This is a genomic window from Olsenella sp. HMSC062G07 (genome assembly GCF_001811895.1).
GTDB classification, from domain to species: domain Bacteria; phylum Actinomycetota; class Coriobacteriia; order Coriobacteriales; family Atopobiaceae; genus Olsenella_F; species Olsenella_F massiliensis.
Map to the genome: position 1 here is coordinate 1,232,384 of NZ_KV806951.1, position 16,809 is coordinate 1,249,192.

General features: G+C 69.3%; 12 protein-coding genes. 3 read left to right on the plus strand and 9 right to left on the minus strand.

The window, feature by feature from the left end; translation table 11 throughout:
* From HMPREF2826_RS08685 to HMPREF2826_RS08710, 6 genes are all read right to left on the minus strand, one after another.
* Nucleotides 1-2,349: a RelA/SpoT family protein gene (locus tag HMPREF2826_RS08685; protein ID WP_070640995.1), complete on the minus strand. Its 2,349-nt coding sequence runs from the start codon at nt 2,347-2,349 to the stop codon at nt 1-3.
* Nucleotides 2,346-5,699, minus strand: coding sequence for a single-stranded-DNA-specific exonuclease RecJ (gene recJ, locus HMPREF2826_RS08690; protein ID WP_070640997.1), 3,354 nt, complete (start codon nt 5,697-5,699; stop codon nt 2,346-2,348). The genes HMPREF2826_RS08685 and recJ overlap by 4 nt, the downstream gene beginning before the upstream one ends.
* Nucleotides 5,699-6,667, minus strand: a complete 969-nt coding sequence (gene secF, locus HMPREF2826_RS08695) for a protein translocase subunit SecF (RefSeq protein WP_070640999.1) — start codon at nt 6,665-6,667, stop codon at nt 5,699-5,701. The genes recJ and secF overlap by 1 nt, the downstream gene beginning before the upstream one ends.
* Complete coding sequence (gene secD / locus HMPREF2826_RS08700; protein ID WP_070641001.1) at nt 6,660-8,168, minus strand: protein translocase subunit SecD; 1,509 nt, start codon at nt 8,166-8,168, stop codon at nt 6,660-6,662. Before secD ends, secF begins: the two co-directional genes overlap by 8 nt.
* A 107-nt stretch (nt 8,169-8,275) precedes the next feature.
* Complete coding sequence (gene tgt, locus HMPREF2826_RS08705) at nt 8,276-9,415, minus strand: tRNA guanosine(34) transglycosylase Tgt (protein ID WP_070641003.1); 1,140 nt, start codon at nt 9,413-9,415, stop codon at nt 8,276-8,278.
* 279 nt (nt 9,416-9,694) lie between these two features.
* Nucleotides 9,695-9,976 carry an HPr family phosphocarrier protein gene (locus HMPREF2826_RS08710; protein ID WP_070641005.1) on the minus strand — a complete coding sequence of 94 codons (282 nt, stop codon included), beginning with the start codon at nt 9,974-9,976 and terminating at the stop codon, nt 9,695-9,697.
* 237 nt (nt 9,977-10,213) lie between these two features.
* Here HMPREF2826_RS08710 and HMPREF2826_RS08715 point away from each other — a divergent pair, with 237 nt between their 5' ends.
* On the plus strand, nt 10,214-11,413 hold the full coding sequence (locus HMPREF2826_RS08715) for a coiled-coil domain-containing protein (RefSeq protein WP_070641007.1): 1,200 nt from the start codon (nt 10,214-10,216) through the stop codon (nt 11,411-11,413).
* A 46-nt stretch (nt 11,414-11,459) separates the two neighbouring features.
* Here HMPREF2826_RS08715 and queA read toward each other — a convergent pair whose 3' ends face one another.
* The 3 genes from queA to HMPREF2826_RS08730 form a co-directional block, all read right to left on the minus strand.
* A complete protein-coding gene (queA, locus tag HMPREF2826_RS08720; protein ID WP_070641009.1) occupies nt 11,460-12,623 on the minus strand; it encodes a tRNA preQ1(34) S-adenosylmethionine ribosyltransferase-isomerase QueA in 1,164 nt (387 codons plus the stop codon).
* Nucleotides 12,624-12,709: 86 nt separating this feature from the next.
* Nucleotides 12,710-13,372: an epoxyqueuosine reductase QueH gene (locus HMPREF2826_RS08725; RefSeq protein ID WP_070641011.1), complete on the minus strand. Its 663-nt coding sequence runs from the start codon at nt 13,370-13,372 to the stop codon at nt 12,710-12,712.
* Nucleotides 13,373-13,468: 96 nt separating this feature from the next.
* Nucleotides 13,469-13,999 carry a DUF3267 domain-containing protein gene (locus HMPREF2826_RS08730; RefSeq protein ID WP_070641013.1) on the minus strand — a complete coding sequence of 177 codons (531 nt, stop codon included), beginning with the start codon at nt 13,997-13,999 and terminating at the stop codon, nt 13,469-13,471.
* A 147-nt stretch (nt 14,000-14,146) separates the two neighbouring features.
* Between HMPREF2826_RS08730 and HMPREF2826_RS08735 the strand changes: the two genes are divergently transcribed.
* Together HMPREF2826_RS08735 and HMPREF2826_RS09485 are read left to right on the plus strand one after the other, a co-directional pair.
* Nucleotides 14,147-16,153 (plus strand): class I tRNA ligase family protein, encoded by a 2,007-nt coding sequence (locus tag HMPREF2826_RS08735; protein ID WP_070641015.1) that lies wholly within the window; start codon nt 14,147-14,149, stop codon nt 16,151-16,153.
* Nucleotides 16,154-16,159: 6 nt separating this feature from the next.
* Nucleotides 16,160-16,809, plus strand: a 650-nt coding sequence (locus HMPREF2826_RS09485) for an alpha/beta fold hydrolase (protein ID WP_168164004.1), incomplete at its 3' end; no start/stop codon positions are given.

Below are 16,809 nucleotides of genomic sequence, written 5' to 3' on the forward strand. Positions count from 1 at the left end.
CTAAGTCCTCCTCTTCATCTGGTTGGCACCCTCACCCGGCATGATGCGCCGGCAGTCGTAGACCGAGGTCACGCGGCTCACAGAGGCGAGCAGCGGATTCAGCAGCGAGGCGTCGGATATGGCCGTGAGAAAGCGCAGGCGCGCCGACCCGGACGACGACGTCTGGGTGGCGGCGGAGAGGATGTTGCCGCCGGCGTCACCGATGGCCGTCGTCACGTCCTTGAGCAGCCCCATACGGTCGGTCGCCTCGACGACGATCTCCACCTGGAACTCCGTGGCGCCGGTCGTGTCCCACTCGACCTCGATCATCCGCTCCGGATGGGCCATGAGGCCCCTGACGTTGGGGCAGCTCGTGCGATGGACCGACACGCCCCGACCGCGCGTGATGAAGCCGACGATCTCGTCGCCCATCACGGGGTTGCAGCAATGGGCGAGGCGGGCCAAAAGGTCGGGGTCGCCCCTGACGATGATGCCGCAGTTGCCGTGACGACGACGCCTGTCCGAGGCGGCGCGGGCGTCGGGGCGCACCAGGGGCCTGTCCTCCGTGAGGGCGCGCTCCTTGGCCTCCTTGCGCGCCGCGAGGCGGTCGCGCTCCGCCTGGTTCTCGGGCGACCCCTCCTCGAGGATGGCCACGATCTTGTTGGCCACCTGCTTCACGGAGAGCTTCCCGGCTCCCACGGCCGCGAGCAGGTCATCGACTCGCACGTAGTCAAGCTGGGACATAACGCGGTCGAGCGCCCTGACCGTCCGCGGCGTGGATATGCCGTACCCCCGCCTGCGCAGCTCGTGAGAGAGGTCGCTGCGACCCTGCTCGGCGTCGTCGGTCTTGGAGAGCGTCGTGAAGTACTTGCGAATCTTCGCCTTGGCGGAGGGGGTCGCCACGAGGTTCAGCCAGTCGCGGCTGGGCTTTGAGTTCTTGTTGGTCAGGATCTCCACGCGGTCGCCGCTGGTCAGACGATACGTGAGCGGTACCACCGAGCCGTTGATCTTGGCGCCCACGCAGTGGTTGCCCACCTCGGTATGGACCGCGTAGGCAAAGTCAAGGGGGGTCGAGTCCCTCCTGAGGCTCATGACCTCGCCCTTGGGCGTGAACACGAAGATCTCGTCCTCGAAGAGGTCGACGCGCAGGTTGTTCAGAAACTCGTGGGCGTCCCCCATGTCGTCGTCCATGGTCCAGTCCAGGCTGCGACGAATCCAGTTGATCTGCGAGTCCACGCCCTGGTCGTCCGAGGCCATGCGCCCATCGGAGTTGCCCGCCTTCTTGTAGAGCCAGTGGGCGGCGATGCCGTACTCGGCCTTCTCGTGCATCTCGTAGGTGCGAATCTGGATCTCGACGGGACGCGCGTCCGCCCCGATCACCGTGGTGTGCAGCGACTGATACCCGTTGGGCTTGGGCATGGCCACGTAGTCCTTGAAGCGCCCGGGGAGCGGGTGCCACAGGGCGTGGACGGCCCCTAGGCAGGAGTAGCAGTCGCCCACCGACTTGGTGAGGACGCGCAGGGCGATGAGGTCATAGATGTCCGAGAACTCCTTGCCCTTGCGGGTCATCTTCTGGTGGATGGACCAGAGGTGCTTGGGCCGCCCGGAAATCTGGTAGCCCGTGAGCCCCGCGACCCTCAGCTCCCCGTCGAGAACCTTGATGGCCTCGGCCGTCTCGCGCTCGCGCTGGGCGCGGGAGTCCTGGACCATGCGTGCGATGCGCTCGTACTCCTCGGGCTCCAGGTAGAAGAACGAGAGGTCCTCGAGCTCCCACTTGATGGAGCTGATGCCCAGGCGGTCGGCCAGGGGGGCGTAGACGTCCATGGTCTCGCGCGCCTTGAACGTGCGACGGTCGGGCTTGAGGGCGGCGAGGGTGCGCATGTTGTGGAGGCGGTCGGCGAGCTTGATGATGACGACGCGAATGTCCTTGGACATGGCGAGGAACATCTTGCGCAGGTTGAGCGCCTGCTTCTCGTCCATGGACGAGACCTCGATGGAGGTCAGCTTCGTGACCCCGTCCACCAGCTCGGCGACCGTCGTGCCAAAGCGATCCGTCAGGTCGTCGAGCGTCGCGGAGGTGTCCTCCACCGTGTCGTGCAGCAGCGCGGCACAGATGGGATCCTCGTCCATCCTGAGGTCCTTGGCGAGAATGAGGGCGACCTCGACGGGATGGTTTATGTACGGCTCGCCGGAACGGCGCCTCTGGTCACGATGAAACTCGGCGGCAAACTCGTAGGCGGCGCTGACCTTGTCGACGGCCTCGGGCTCGAGGTACTCGGCACAGGTGCCCTTGAGCACCCGCCAGTTGTCCGCCTGGGGGACGCGCCGGCGCGCAGGAGGCGCGGCCGTCTCTTCCCGTTGGTTCGTCACTGTCCGTCACCTCCATCCGCGACCTGCCCAAAGCCGGGGAGCAGAGGTCCCCCGACGAGCCCGGACAGCGTGTCCCGACTACTTGAGAGTACCCATTTGCTGAAGCTCTCGAACTCTCGCGCCTGACGACGGGCGGCACGGTAGCCGCTCGAGCGCTCGAGCGCGACGCGACCCGCTATGGGCAGAAGCGAGATGACCCGTGCGTCCGCGTCTCCGCCCAGCGCGATGAGGCCGAGCTCGGCAAAGGTCGCCACGGCACTCGCGGCCTGCCGCGCGTCATAGCGCGCGGGCGCGTACGTGGCCGACGCCGCCGACGCGATGTCCTCGTCGCTGGCCGTCGTCGTGTCGCCGGGGTCGCACAGCCGACGAATCGTCGCGAAGAGCTGCGCCATGGCGTCGCGGTCCGGCGCCTGCGCCGCGAGGATCCTCTCGTTGAGCTCGGCGTCGCGCGCCCCAAACAGCAGCCATATGGCGGCGTCGTCACCGTCCCTGCCCGCGCGCCCGCTCATCTGGTTGAACTCGACCTTGTCGAAGGGAAGGTGGTACAGCACGACGTTACGGACGTCCGAGAGGTTGACCCCCTCGCCGAAGGCGCTGGTCGACACGATCGTGGTGATGAGCCCGGTCCTGAACGCACCCTCCACCCGCAGCCGTGTGGGGCGTCCAAGCCCCGCGTGATAGAAGGCGATGGCATGGCCCAGGTCGGGGAGGGCGTCCCTGAGCATGCGAGCCAGTTTCCTGCTGGCCTGCCGGCCGTTGACGTAGATGACGGTCTTCTCTCCCGAGGCGACGATGTTGACGAGCGCGGCGTCGCGGTCGGGTGCCGCCCTGAGGTCCATGACGTGGAGGTTGGGTCGCTCGGTGGCGTCAACGACCACGTCCGTCTCGGCGAGGCCGAGCAGGTCCAGGACGGCGCGGGCAGTGGAGGGGTCCGCCGTCGCGGTGACCGCCAGGGTCGTGGGGCCGCCCAGCTCGCCGAGGACGCGCGGCAGCTCGCCGTAGGCCCCCCTGCCGGCCGAGGAGAGCGTGTCGGCATGATGCGCCTCGTCCACGACCACAAAGCCGATGCGGCGCGATCGGGCCAGACGGGCCACGTGCAGCGAGAGGAACTCGGGCGTCGTGAGCACGACGCTCACCACGCCTCGGGCGAGGGCCTCGTAGGTCTCGTCCCGCTTTGCCTGGGGCGTCTCGCCCGTGAGCACCCGCACGCCCACGCCAAGGTCGCGCATCGCATGGGCGAGATGATAGGACTGATCCGAGATGAGGGCGCGCAGCGGGTACACGAACACGCTTGCGCGTCCGTGGGCGAGCGCCTCGCGGGCGGCGTGCAGATGGAAGATGAGCGACTTGCCGCGACCCGTCGCCATGACGCAGAGGCAGGACCTGCCTGCGGCCAGGCGGTCGAGCGTCTCGCGCTGCGCGGGCAGCAGCGGCGCCGAGCCCAGCAGGCGCCTGCGCAGCGCGTCGGTGAGCTCGTCGTACGAGAGCGTCGAAAGCGCCTGCAGCGTCGCCTCGACCGTCTCGTCGCCATCGGGAGAGCCCAGGTCCTCGCCTCCTGCGGAGGCCGCGGGGTCGTCGGACGACGCGTCGGCGAAGAGACCGTCCGTCAGCGCGACGAGCTCGGCGGGGCGTGGGGGCTCGTCGTCGCGATAGAGGATGTCCTTGACCATGAGCTTGGGCTTGGTGCGCCCCTGCCAGGTCTCGTTGACGGGCTCGAACACGAGGTCGACGGCGCCCTCGCAACCCACGGCACGCTCTATCTGGGGTGCCCTGAACATGATGGACGGCACCGAGGCGACGCCGTCCGTCGCGGCAAAGCGCAGGTGGTTGCCGGCCGCGCCCACGCGCGCGCGATTGCGCATCATGACGCCGGCGCACCCGAAGAGGGGCTTCTTATTGCCCTGGCCAAAGGGCTGGAGGACCTCGAGCGCCGCCAGGTTGTCAACGGTCATCTCGGACAGCGAGACCAGGGAGGCGAGCTCTCCCCTGCTTGCGAACTCCTCGGCGGGCAGGGCGTCCATGTACGCCTCGAGCGCGGCGCGAAACGCGTCCAGCCTGCCGACCTCGCAGGTCACCCCGACCGCGCCGGCATGACCGCCAAAGCGCACGAGCAGATCCGAGCAGCTCGAGACGGCCTTGAAGAGGTCCACCGTTCCCACCGAGCGTCCCGACCCGCGCGCGACGCCGTCACGCACCGAGAGGAGGATGGAGGGAACGTGATAGCGGTTGGTGACCCTGCTCGCCACGATGCCCTTGACGCCCTCGTGCCACCCCTCCCCCGCGACGACGATGACGCGCTCGCCGTGATAGCTTGCGTCAATCGCCTCGAAGGCCTCCTCGGCAAGGCCGGCCTCTATGTCCCGGCGCTCGGCGTTGATCTGCTCAAGGCGCTCGGCGAGCTCGACGGCACCTGGCATGTCATCGGCCATGAGAAGCTCGAAGGCCACGACGGTCTTGCCCATGCGGCCGGCGGCGTTGAGGCGCGGGATAAGCGAGAACGGCAGCACGTCCGCCGTGACGCTCGAGAGCTCCGTGCGAGCCGAGGCCGCGAGGGCCACGATGCCCGGGCGCCTTCCCTGGCGCATGAGCGCGACGCCCTCACGCACCAGCGCGCGGTTCTCGCCGGCCAGCAGCATCATGTCTGAGACGGTCCCCAGCGTGGCGAGGTCGACGTAGGCGCGCCAGAGGTCGGGCGCGCCCCTGCGAGCGCCCACGACCTGAAGCAGCTTGAGCGCGACACCGGCGCCGGCGAGCTCCCGCGAGGGGCAGTCGGCGGACATCTTGGGGTCACAGACCGCGACGCCGACGGGAACGAGCCCTGCCGGCTCGTGGTGGTCGGTGACCACCACGTCAATGCCCTGGGAGCGAATCCATGCCACCTCGGCCTGAGCCGCTATGCCGTTGTCCACCGTAACGATGAGGTCGGGCCTGCCGTCGTCCAGAAGCCGGCCCAGGGCGGCCCGCGTGAGGCCGTAGCCCTCCGCGAAGCGGTCAGGAATGAAGGGACGGACGTCTGCGCCCAGGTCGCGCAGGCCCTTCGTCAGCAGACAGGTGGCGCTCATGCCGTCCACGTCGAAGTCGCCGAAGACGGCGATGGCCTCGCCCGCCGCGAGCGCCGAGGCGAGGCGGTCGGCCGCCTCGCTCATGCCGGGTATGCCCAGGGGGTCCTCCCAGTCGCGCTCGAGGGAGGGAGTCAAAAATCGTCGCGCCGCCTCGGGCGTCCGGATGCCGCGCGCCACCAGCGTGCGGGCCACCAGGGGCACGACGCCGCAGCGCTCGCCAAGCTCGCGGACGCACGCGGCGTCAACCTCGGGCAGGCCCCATCGGTCGCTGTCCAGGAGGCCGGGCACTAGCGCGTCCCCTCTTGGGCCGGCTCCGCCACGTCACGCCGGGCCGCGTCGCCGTACTTGGCCTCGCGCCTGGCCCAGTCCGTCTCTCGCGTCTTCCATATGGCCAGAAGCGGGCTCGCCACGGCAAAGCTCGAGTACGTGCCCAGAAGCTCGCCGACGAGCATCGCGAAGGCGAAGTCCCTGAGCGTCGAGCCGCCCAGCAGCAGCATGGCCACGACGGGGACCACCGAGGTGAGCGTCGTGTTGATCGTGCGGACGAAGACCTCGTTGATGGAGAAGTTGGCAATCTGGTAGTAGGTCCGATGCACCCCGTCGCGCAGCTCCCTGGAGTTCTCGTTAATGCGGTTGAACTCGACGACCGTGTCATAGAGCGAGTACCCCATGATCGTGAGGAGGGCGGCGACCACGTTGGGCGTGATGGCCGTCTGTGTCCAGGCGTACACGCCGACGGTGATCAGCAGGTCATGCAGAAGCGCCAGGACAGCCACGAGCGACATCTTCCACTCGTAGCGCAGCGACACGTAGGCGACGATCAGCAGCAGGGCGACACCAAAGGCGAGGGCCGACGAGCGAGTGACGTCCGCGCCCCAATCGGGTCCGATGGTGGTGACAGTGTAGTTCTCGGAGGTGAGGCCGAGCGCCGCAGCGGCGGCCTCGGCGTGTGCGTTGGCCGTATTGGGGTCCGTCGTGTCGGAGCGCACCAGGAAGCCCTGGGCGCCCTCGGTGACGGTCGTCTGGACCGTAGGGTCCACCTCCCCGGCAGCGACGAGCGCGTCTCTCATCCTCCCGAGGGCGACGTCGCCCGTGTCGCGGAAGTCGATCTCGGTGCCGCCCCTGAACTCGATGCCAAACACCAGCCCGCGGACCACGATGCCGATGACGGCAAGCACCACGAGTGCGCAGGAGAGCGTGAGGAAGGTGCGGCGATGCCTCATGAAGGGAATCTCGCGCGAGAAGTGGCTACGCATGGGCCTCACCCCCCTTGCGTCCCTCGCCGGGCGCCGCGGCGGCGAGGTCCTGCCTGACGCCCCAGAAGCCGGGGTGACGCTCGATGGCACGTAGGGCGAGCAGCCGCAGGGCGGGCGCCTTGAAGCAGAACATCGTGACTATGTCGCAGATGATGCCGAGGGCGAGCGTGAGGCCAAACCCCTTCACGGACCCGACGGCCACGAAGAACAGGGCCAGCGCCGTGACCAGTGAGACGGCGTCCGCGTCAAGCGAGGTCATGATGCCGTGCCTGGCGCCCGAGATGGACGCCTGTCGAATCGACCTGCCCATGCGAATCTCCTCGCGGAAGCGCTCGAGCACGAGGATGGAGGAGTCGGCGGCCGAGCCCGTCGTCAGGACGACGGCGGCCAGCCCGGGGAGCGTGAGGGCGTAGGCGCCGACGTGCGACAGGAGGGCCAGCAGCCCCAGATAGAGCACCGCGAAGACGACGAGCGAGCCCATGGTGAGGAGCCCCAGCCCCTGGTAGAACATGAAGAGATAGGCCACGACCACGGCAGCGCCGATGGCGATGGCGACGACGCCCTGGCCGAGCGAGTCCTGGCCCAGGGTGGGCCCGACGACGCGGCTCTCGGAATAGGTCAGCGTCACGGGCAGAGACCCGGAGTCAAGGACGGTCTTAAGCTGCTGCGCCTCATCGAGGCTGAAGCCGCCGGTGATGGACACCTGGCCCGTCGTGATCTCGCTCTGGACGGCGGGAGCCGAGTAGACCACGCCGTCGAGCACGATGGCGATGCGCCCCTTGATGGGCGCGAGTTCCTTGGTCACAGCGGCAAACTTGGCGCTGCCGTCGCCACCGAGCCTCAGGTTGACCGCGTAGCCCCCAGAGGCCTTCGTGGGGTCCTGGGCGACGGAGACGGTCGATATGTCCGACCCGTCCATGAAGGACGTGTACGTGCCCTCCTTGAGCCTCACGTTCGTGGCGCCGGCGTTGAGCTTCAGGAGGGCGTCCGCGTCCCCGATCTGGTCAAGGCGGGCAAACTCCAGGTGCCCGGTCTGGCCCAGGGTCGAGATCACCTGGTCGGCGTTGGTGGCGCCGGGGATCTGGATCAGGATCGAGTTTGACCCCTGCTGCTGCACCGAGGTCTCGGAGGCGCCGAGGGCGTTGACGCGATTCTGGACGATGCCCGCCGCCGTCGCCATGTCGCCCGACGTGGGCGCCGATCCGTCCGGTTTCGTCGCCCTCATGATCACGGACACGCCGCCCTGGATGTCAAGCCCCTGGGTGATGCGCTCCCGCAAGGGCGTGAAGCCCACGACCGCGACGACGAGGACCACGAGAAGGATGACGAGCGTCGAGACGTACCGACGAATCGAGTGGCGCATACGCAGGTCGGCGCGCCTGCCCGTCGACGAGGTCGCGGGGCGGCGACCCCTCGCTCCCTTGGGCGGGGGCGTCGCCCCTGCACCCGTCCAGCGACTGAGGCCAAGGGAACGCCCCGGGCCCGCATCTTGCTTTGACATGTCTCACGTTCCTTCGTAGGGGGCTCGCGCCCCTCCTTGTCTCAGATTGACATCATACTCCACGATCGTCGCCGGGCCTCGCGCGCCGGGGGCCTCCTCGAGCGTCCCTACCAGTCGGCGCTGCCGGGAAGCTCGTCCCAGCGGCGCACGAAGTCGGCGTAGCGGCCCTCGATGACGGCCGTGCGCGCCTGCCGCATGAGCTCCAGGAGGAAGTGCAGGTTGTGAAGGGACAGCAGGATGCCGCCGAGCATCTCTCTCTGCTTGACCAGGTGGTGCAGGTAGGAGCGCGTGAAGCCGCCCCGGCAGGCGGGGCAGCCGCAGCCCTCCTCGAGGACGGACCGATCATGCGCAAAGCGGGCGTGCCTCAGGTTGAGCCTGCCTGCGGACGAGAAGGCGCAGCCCATGCGCGCCGTGCGGGTGGGCAGGACGCAGTCGAACATGTCGATGCCGCACGCCACGCCGTGGACCAAGGTCGTCGGGTTGCCCACCCCCATGAGGTAGCGCGGCTTGTGCCGGGGCATATGCTCGCTCGCGAGCGGCGCCAGCGTCTCGAACATGATGGCGTGGTCCTCGCCCACGGAGTAGCCCCCGATGCCGTAGCCGGGAAAGTCCCCGCAGGACTCAAGATGCTCAAGGCTGCGCAGGCGCAGGTCAAGGTGCATGCCTCCCTGAACGATGCCAAAGAGGGCCTGGTCCTCGCGGGTATGGGCCCTCGCGCAGCGCTCGGCCCACAGGCTTGACAGCTCCACCGCGCGCTCCACGAAGGCGCGCTTTGCAGGGTACGGCGTGCACTGGTCAAGCTGCATGACGATGTCGGCGCCCAGGCTCTGGGCAATGGCCATGTTGTCCTCGGGCGTCCAGTGGACATAGGAGCCGTCGTAGTCCACCGTGCGGAAGGTCACGCCGCCCTCGTCCAGCCTCACGAAGTCTCCGTGGCTAAAGACCTGGAAACCGCCTGAATCCGTGAGGATGGGACCGTCCCATCGCATGAAGTCGTGCAGACCTCCCAGTTCGGCGACGAGGTCGGCACCGGGACGCTGGGAAAGATGGTAGGCGTTGGCCAGGATGATCTTGGCGCCCAGCCCCCTGAGCTGTTCCGGGAGAAGGCCCTTGACCGTCGCCTTGGTGCCCACCGGCATGAAGATGGGTGTGGGGACGTCGCCATGAGGCGTGTGCAGGACGCCCGCCCGCGCGTGCGTCGCGGGGTCTTCGGCGATGAGGTCGTACGTGAACCACTTGCTGCTCACTGCCTGGTCCTCTCTATGGGGGTGATGGGTCGCGGGCCGGCCGCCGACGCGAGGGAGGGTCGCGGGTCAGGCGAGCGCGGGCGAAGGCGGGCAGGCCCGGCCGAGCTTTGGTCAGTTGATTCTAGCAAGACTGCCCGTGGCCCCGCCGGGCGCCGACGCAAATGCGCGATGCGGGCAGGGCCGCCCTGGGCGGCGCACGTGCGAGCGCGGGCGTTTTGTCGCGGCAAAAAAGCCCCCCGCATGGCGGGAGGCTTGGCTGTGCGCGTAAACCTACGAGCCCTACTCGCCGAAGAGGGTCTCCTCGCCGTCCTTGATGGCCAGGATGGCGTTGAGGGCGTCCTGCTCGTCAGGACCGTCGCAGCAGATCTCGACCTTGGAGCCGGTACCAAGGCCTGCGGCAAGAATCATCATGATCGACTTGGCGTTGACCGGAGCGGAGCCCTTCTCGACGTCTTTGATGGTGACGGCGCTCTGGAAGCCCTTGGCGGTCTGCACGAACTGCGAGGCGGGACGCGCGTGAAGGCCGGTGGCGCTGACGACGGTGACCTGCTTAGAAACCATGGGAGACTCCTTTGTGTGCCAGGGCCGCATGCCGGTGTCGACCCCGCTGGGACGGTAGATATATGAAGGTTACACCAAATGCCCGATCGGGTTGAAGGGTAAAATGGGGCTAATCGCCAAATAGCCCGCCGCCGAACGTCCTGCGTGGGTCAGCGGCGGCAACGCCCGTGCGCCGTCAGGAGAGCTGCGGCGCAGTGCCGACGAGACCATGACCGTCCCCGCGCGAAGGGAGCACCTATGTCCATGCAGCCCCAGGAGACCTCGTCTGACGAGCGGCCCGACGGGGGCGCCGGGCAAGGCGCGTCCGCCTTGTCGCCCCTCAAGGGGGGACTCGACGCCGTCAAGCGCGTCTGGGAGGCGTCGAGGCAGCACGCCACGGCGCGTGGCCGGCTGCGCGAGCTGTCCCAGGCCCTCAAGGAGGACCGAGACGAGCTTGAGCGCAGGACGCGGATAGAGGACAACTACGACGCCATCGTGAGCGAGCAGGAGGCGGAGCTCAAAGACGCGCAGGAGGCGCTGCGCGACGCCGAAGGGCGCGCCGAGAAGGCCGCGGGCGACGCGGGCGCCCTGCAGGAGAGCCTCAGCTCCCTGCGCGCCGAACATGAGGACAGCCTGCGCCCCTATCGCGAGCTCATGGACGCCACGAAGGGCCGCTCGGACGACGCGGCGCGTTCGCTGGCGGACGCCAGGCGCGCCGTGAAGGGTGCCGACCAGCAGGTGGCCGAGGCGGCAAAGCGCCGCGAGCAGCGCATCGCCGCGGCCAACAAGGCCGTCGACAACGCGCAGGACCGCCTGAGGAAGGTCCAGGCGGAGCTCATGGCCCTCAAGAAGGATCCCTCCGCCTCAGCCTCGGCGCTGTCGAAGATGCAGAGCGAGGCCGTGGCGGAGCAGGCGCACCTCGACGCCGCCCGCAACGACGTCGCACGCGTCACCGTCGAGTGCCAGCAGCTCGTGGACAACGCCCAGACCCATCTCTGGACCCAGCGCCAGTCGCTGGAGGCCGTCGAGCGTCAGGCCGGCGACGCCAAGCGCGAGGCGACCAGCCGCCGCGAGGAGTACGAGTCGCTCTACAACGCCGCTAGGGACGAGGAGAGGCAACTTCAGGACCAGATCTCGCAGGTCGAGCATGACCGGCAGCTGGCCCAGGACGACGCGCGGGAGGCCCAGGGTCGCATCACGGCGGCGCGCGACATCCTCGACGAGGCGGGCGACGTCCATGACACGCCGGAGAAGACCGCCGCCCTCGAGCGCGCCATCGACGAGCGACAGGCGCAGCTCGTCTCGCTCGAGGCCGAGGTCGAGGGCCTCGCCCGCTTTGAGCGGAACCTGCGTGCCAGGACAAGGGGTCAGCGCCTCGCGTTCGTCGGGATCGCCCTCCTCGCGCTCGCGGCCGTCGTCGCCGTCGTCGTCGTGATCATCACGCAGGTCCTGCGCTGAGGGTCGAGCGCGCCGCGGGCCTCGCGGGCGCGCGAGGTGGGCGCGCCTACCTGATGAGCATCGCGTCGCCAAAGCTCAGGAAGCGATAGCGCTCGTCGACGGCGGCGTGATAGGCATCCATGATCTGCCTCGTCGAGGCAAAGGCGGACACGAGCATCATGAGGGTCGAGCGCGGCACGTGAAAGTTGGTGATGAGCGCGTCCACCACGTGGTAGGTGGACCCCGGCATCAGGTAGAGGTCGGTGGTGGCGTCGCGGCGGGCGACGAGGTCCCCCCTGCCCGTGACCCTCGCCGAGTCGGGCGCCCCCTCAAAGCGTCGTGCCGCCATCGGGGGGTCGGATGCGGGCGCTGCGAGGTCAAAGGCGCTCTCGAGCGACCTGACCGACGTCGTGCCCACGGCGATCACCCTATGGCCCGCCGCCTTGGTCGCGTGGACCGCGTCAACGACGTCCTGCCCAACGTGGTAGCGCTCGGTGTGCATGACGTGCGCCGTGGGGTCTTCCTCCTCGACGAGGCGAAAGGTGTCGATGCCCACCTCGAGCTCGACGGTCTTGAAGCCCACGCCCCGCGCCGCGATGCGCTCGAGGAGCTCGGGCGTAAAGTGGAGTCCCGCCGTGGGTGCCGCCGCTGAGTGCTCCTCGCGCATGGCGTAGACCGTCTGGTACTTCTCGGGGTCGCCGTCGTACTGCGTGATGTAGGGCGGTAGGGGCACATGGCCCGCCTTGTGGATGGCCTCGTCGAGCGAGAGGCCCCGCGCGGGCTCAAAGCGCAGCAGGCGACCGCCGCGGTTGTCCTCGAGGTAGTCGACGACCTCACCCGTGAGCACGGGCTCCCAGCTCAGGGGGGCATGGGCCCCGCCTTCGCGGTACTCGATGACGCTCCCCTGCTTGAGGCGCCTGCCGGGCTTGACGAGGCACTCCCAGACGCGTCCCAGCGGATCTATGTCCTCGCGGCGCTTGAGCAGGAGCGTCTCGGCGACCCCGCCCGTCTGGCGCTTGTGACCCATGAGCCGGGCCGGCAGCACCCGCGTTCTGTTGGCAACGAGGAGGTCCCCCGCCTCGAGGTAGTCAATCACGTCTGTGAACAGGCGATGCTCGACGCTGCCGTCCGCCCTGTCAAGGACGAGCAGGCGGCAGGAGTCACGCGGCTCCGCAGGGGCCTGGGCGATGAGCTCGTCGGGAAGGTCATAGTCAAAGTCGTCGGTGCGCATGGTTCGAGCATCTCCTTGGAGCGGGTGGCGGTACGGATGGATGAGGCCTGCGCCGCAGGGGGCATGCCGCGGTGGGGCGCGGGGCGCTACGTGCCCGTCACGAGGCGAGACGGACCCGCCTCCGTCAGGACGCGACCGGCGCGCGCGGCCGCCTTGGCGGCGCGGCGGGCGTCGCGGGCCTCGTGGCGCTCGCGCGCGGCCTCGGCCGCCGAGAAGCGGCAGCCGCAGTAGCTCTGCCGGTACATGCCCAGCTCGCGCGCCCCCCTGACGGCGTCGGGATAGCGGTCGCGGACGTCGCGCCACACCGCGTGCAGGCCCTGGGCGCGCGCAAGGGTCACCAGCGCGTCCTCGCACGCGTCAAAGAGCTGGTAGGGCGAGACGGCCAGGGTCGTGCTCACATGAGAGAAGCCCCGTGCGCGAGCGATGCGGCAGGTCTCGGCCAGGCGCAGCGCGTAGCAGGCCCTACAGCGGCGCCCGCGGTCGAACGCGGCGGGCGCCACGAGGCGCTCCCAGCCGTCACGGTCGTCCGCGCCCACGATGACGTCCACGTGGGCGACGCGGGCGGCCCAGTCCCTCAGGACCCTCAGGCGCAGGTCGTGCTCCGCGACGGGCTGGATGTTGGGATTGACCCAGCAGATGGTGGGCTCAAAGCCCTCCTCGCGCAGCAGGCGGACGGGCTCCAGCGAGCAGGGGCCGCAGCAGGCGTGGAGCAATAGCGGCGTGCGTCCCGACGCCGACCGTTCGTCCATGGTCCCTCCCCGCTGCCGTGCGCGGCGTCGTCCGGCGCCGCCCTTCCGCCCTGGAATTGTAGAGCATATGGGACGCCGATTCCCGCGCGCGGGGCGCTATCCCATGAGTTCGATGCCACGCTCGGTGTCGCGCACGTGCGAGCAGCCCCTCTCGCGCCAGATGGCGCCCGCCATGATGAGGTCGCCCGCACAGCCCGCAAGGTGCATGGCTCCGCAGCACCACGCCAGCAGAGGCAGGCTCGCCGCGACGCACAGGAGAAAAAAGGCGACGCTCGCGAGCAGGGCGGGCGCCACGAGCACCGCCATGAAGCGGCGGCGAGAAAGGAGCGTTCCCGCGGCGCAGGCATAGAGCATGCCCTCCTGGGCGCCAAGGCGAACCCGCGTGCCAGGCGGTCCCAGCAGCTTGAAGGCAGCCGCATGGACGAGCTCATGGAGGGGCAGCGCGACGAGGCTCAGCGTCAACAGGAGCGCCGCCCAGACGGGCGGGGCCACGGCGTCGCGGACGCCCGACGTCAGCAGCACGAGGGCGACCGCCGCGCCGACGACGAGGACGACCAGGACGAACCCGCCCATCCTGCGTCGCATCGCCTCGTCGCCCAGCACGTCTATCTCGCAAAGCGTCCTCATGGGCCAAGGGTAGCACGGCCACGCCCCGAGGCATGAGGTCCGCGCGGGCGCATGCCGACCCGGTCGGCCCGGGCGGCGCGAGCGCGGCCGATGTGGGATAATCGCCTGCGTATGGTAGCTCCCTTAGCCTCGCAAAGGACCGTGCGCATGTCTGTCAGCCTTTCGAACCGCCCCTCCTTCCCCGCCCGCGCCGTCATCACGGGCGGTATGCCCTACGGCAACAAGAGCCTGCACTTTGGGCACATCGGGGGCGTGTTCGTGCCGGCGGACTTCTTCGCGCGCTTCCTTCGCGACCGCCTGGGAAGGAGGAACGTGCTCTTTGTCTCGGGCACCGACTGCTATGGCTCGCCCATCATGGAGGGCTATCGCAAGAAGGTGGAGGGCGAGGGCTTTGACGGCGGCATCCTCGACTACGTGGGCGCCAACCACGACGCCCAGCGCCGTGCCCTCGACGCCTACGACATCAGCCTCGACCTGTTTGCCGGCTCTGGCATCGGGCCGGCCCGAGACATCCACGCGTGCCTGACCGCCGCCGTGCTCACGCGCCTGCACGAGCGGGGTCACCTGCGCCGCATGGGCACGCGACAGTTCTATGACGCCGCGGCGGGCCAGTTCCTCAACGGCCGGCAGGTCACGGGCCGCTGCCCCGTGCGCGGCTGCAAGAGCGAGAAGGCCTACGCCGACGAGTGCGACCTGGGCCACCAGTTTGACCCCGAGGAGCTCATAGCTCCCGTCTCCCAGCTCACGGGCACCACGCCCGAGCTGCGACCGGTTGACAACTGGTACTTTGACCTGCCCTCCTTCAAGCGGGAGCTCGAGGGGCTCATGGACGAGTGGGACCTCGACCCTCAGGTGCGCCCCATCGTCACCACGACGGTCCGCGAGTCGCTCGTGGCCCCGGTCATGTACGTCCAGACGAAGTTCCGCGCGGCCTTTGACGCCGCGGCAGCGGAGCTGCCCGCCCACGAGCTTCATGAGGCGGCCAAGGGGCAGCAGTCCTTCTCCATCGCATTTGCCAGCTGGCAGGACCGCGACCGGGCGCGCGAGGTCCTCGAGGCGGCGGGCGTACGCTTTCGCACCGGCAAGACCCTGCTGCCGTTCAGGATCACGGGCAACATCGCCTGGGGCGTGCCGGCTCCCGAGCTCGAGGGGACGAGCGGCCTCACGGTGTGGTGCTGGCCCGAGAGCCTCTGGGCGCCCATCAGCTTCACCCAGGCGGCGCTCGCCGGCGCCGAGCCGGGACGCTACGCCAGCGACGACTGGCGTGACTGGTGGTGCTCCGCCGACGCCAAGGTCTACCAGTTCATCGGCCAGGACAACATCTACTTCTACTGCGTGGCCCAGCCCGCGCTCTGGGAGGCCCTGGACTGGGGCCTCACGCAGGGCGTGCCCGTGGCCAACCACCACATCCTGTTCATGAACAAGAAGGCCTCGAGCTCCGGCGCCGTCAAGCCGCCGCTCGCCTCTGAGCTGCTTGACCACTATGACGCCGAGCAGCTGCGCTGCCACTGGCTCAGCCTGGGCCTCGACCAGAAGGCCGTGAGCTTCTCGCCCAAGCCCTATGACACGAGCGTGAGCCACAGGGACAAGAAGACCGGCAGGGACGTGCTCGTGAAGGACGATCCGCGCGTGGCCGACCCCGCCCTCAAGGAGAGCGCCTTTCTGGCCAACATCTTCAACCGCCTGGCGCGCTCCTGCCTCTATGGGGCCCAGAACGTCTGCGACGGGCACCTGCCCTCGCACGACGCCGACGAGGAGGTGCGCGACGCCTGCACAGAGGCAACGCTCGCCTTCGAGCGCTGCGCCCATGCCTTTGACGCGCACGGGGCGCTCGCCGTCGTCGAAGACTTCTGCCGCGGCGCCAACAAGCGCTGGTCCGACGAGTCCAAGGCGGCCCGAGGCGATGACGTCGCCTACGAGCACGCCCTCGCCAACGCCTTCGCGGCCCTGCGCACGACGACGCTGCTCATGCACCCCGCCACCCCCGAGGGGTGCGAGAGGATCTGCGAGCACCTCGCCTTTGACCCCGCGCTGTTCTTCTCGTGGGAGCATGCCTTCCAGACGCCGCTGGAGCTGGCGCGCGAGCTTGGCCAGGCGCCCCGGGAGCACGCCCTGGTGGAGTTGCCCCCGCGCACCGACTTCTTCACCAAGTAGGCCACGATGAGCGAGAGGGCCGACATCGCGCGCGAGAGGACGCCCACGCGCCCCGCGCAGGGCGGCGCCCCGACGCCGCCCGCCCATCGCGTCCCCAGCCCCTACGCGCGTCCCAGCACGGCCCCCGTCATCGCCCGACGCGTCGCGACCGACGACGGCGCGCGGATCGCGACCTTCGTGTATGGCCGGCTTGCCCCTGCGACCTCGTCGCGTGACACGCGCGAGCCCGTGCTCTTCCTTCATGGCAACGGCGAGGAGCACGGCATCTTCGGGCCCCTCGTCGACGCCGTCGTCTCGGCGGGCCATGCGGCCGTCTGCCTTGACTCGCGGGCGCAGGGACGCTCGACGCGCGGTCGTGCCCGACTCAGCTACGAGCTCATGGCCCTCGACGCCCTCGTGTGCCTGGACGCGCTAGGCGTCCGTCGCGCCCACCTCGTGGGCTTCTCGGACGGCGCCATCGAGGCGCTGCTGATCGCGCGCGATCATCCCGAACGCGCCCTCTCGCTGCTCGCCATCGGGGCCAACCTCACGCCCGAGGGAGTCGTCGAGGAGGATGGGTGGGACCTCGCCGGCAGCGCGAGGGCGGCCCGCTCCTGGGCGGCATGGGCCCAAGGTCTGCCTGCGGACGGGGACGTCGACCCCACGCTGCTGTGCCC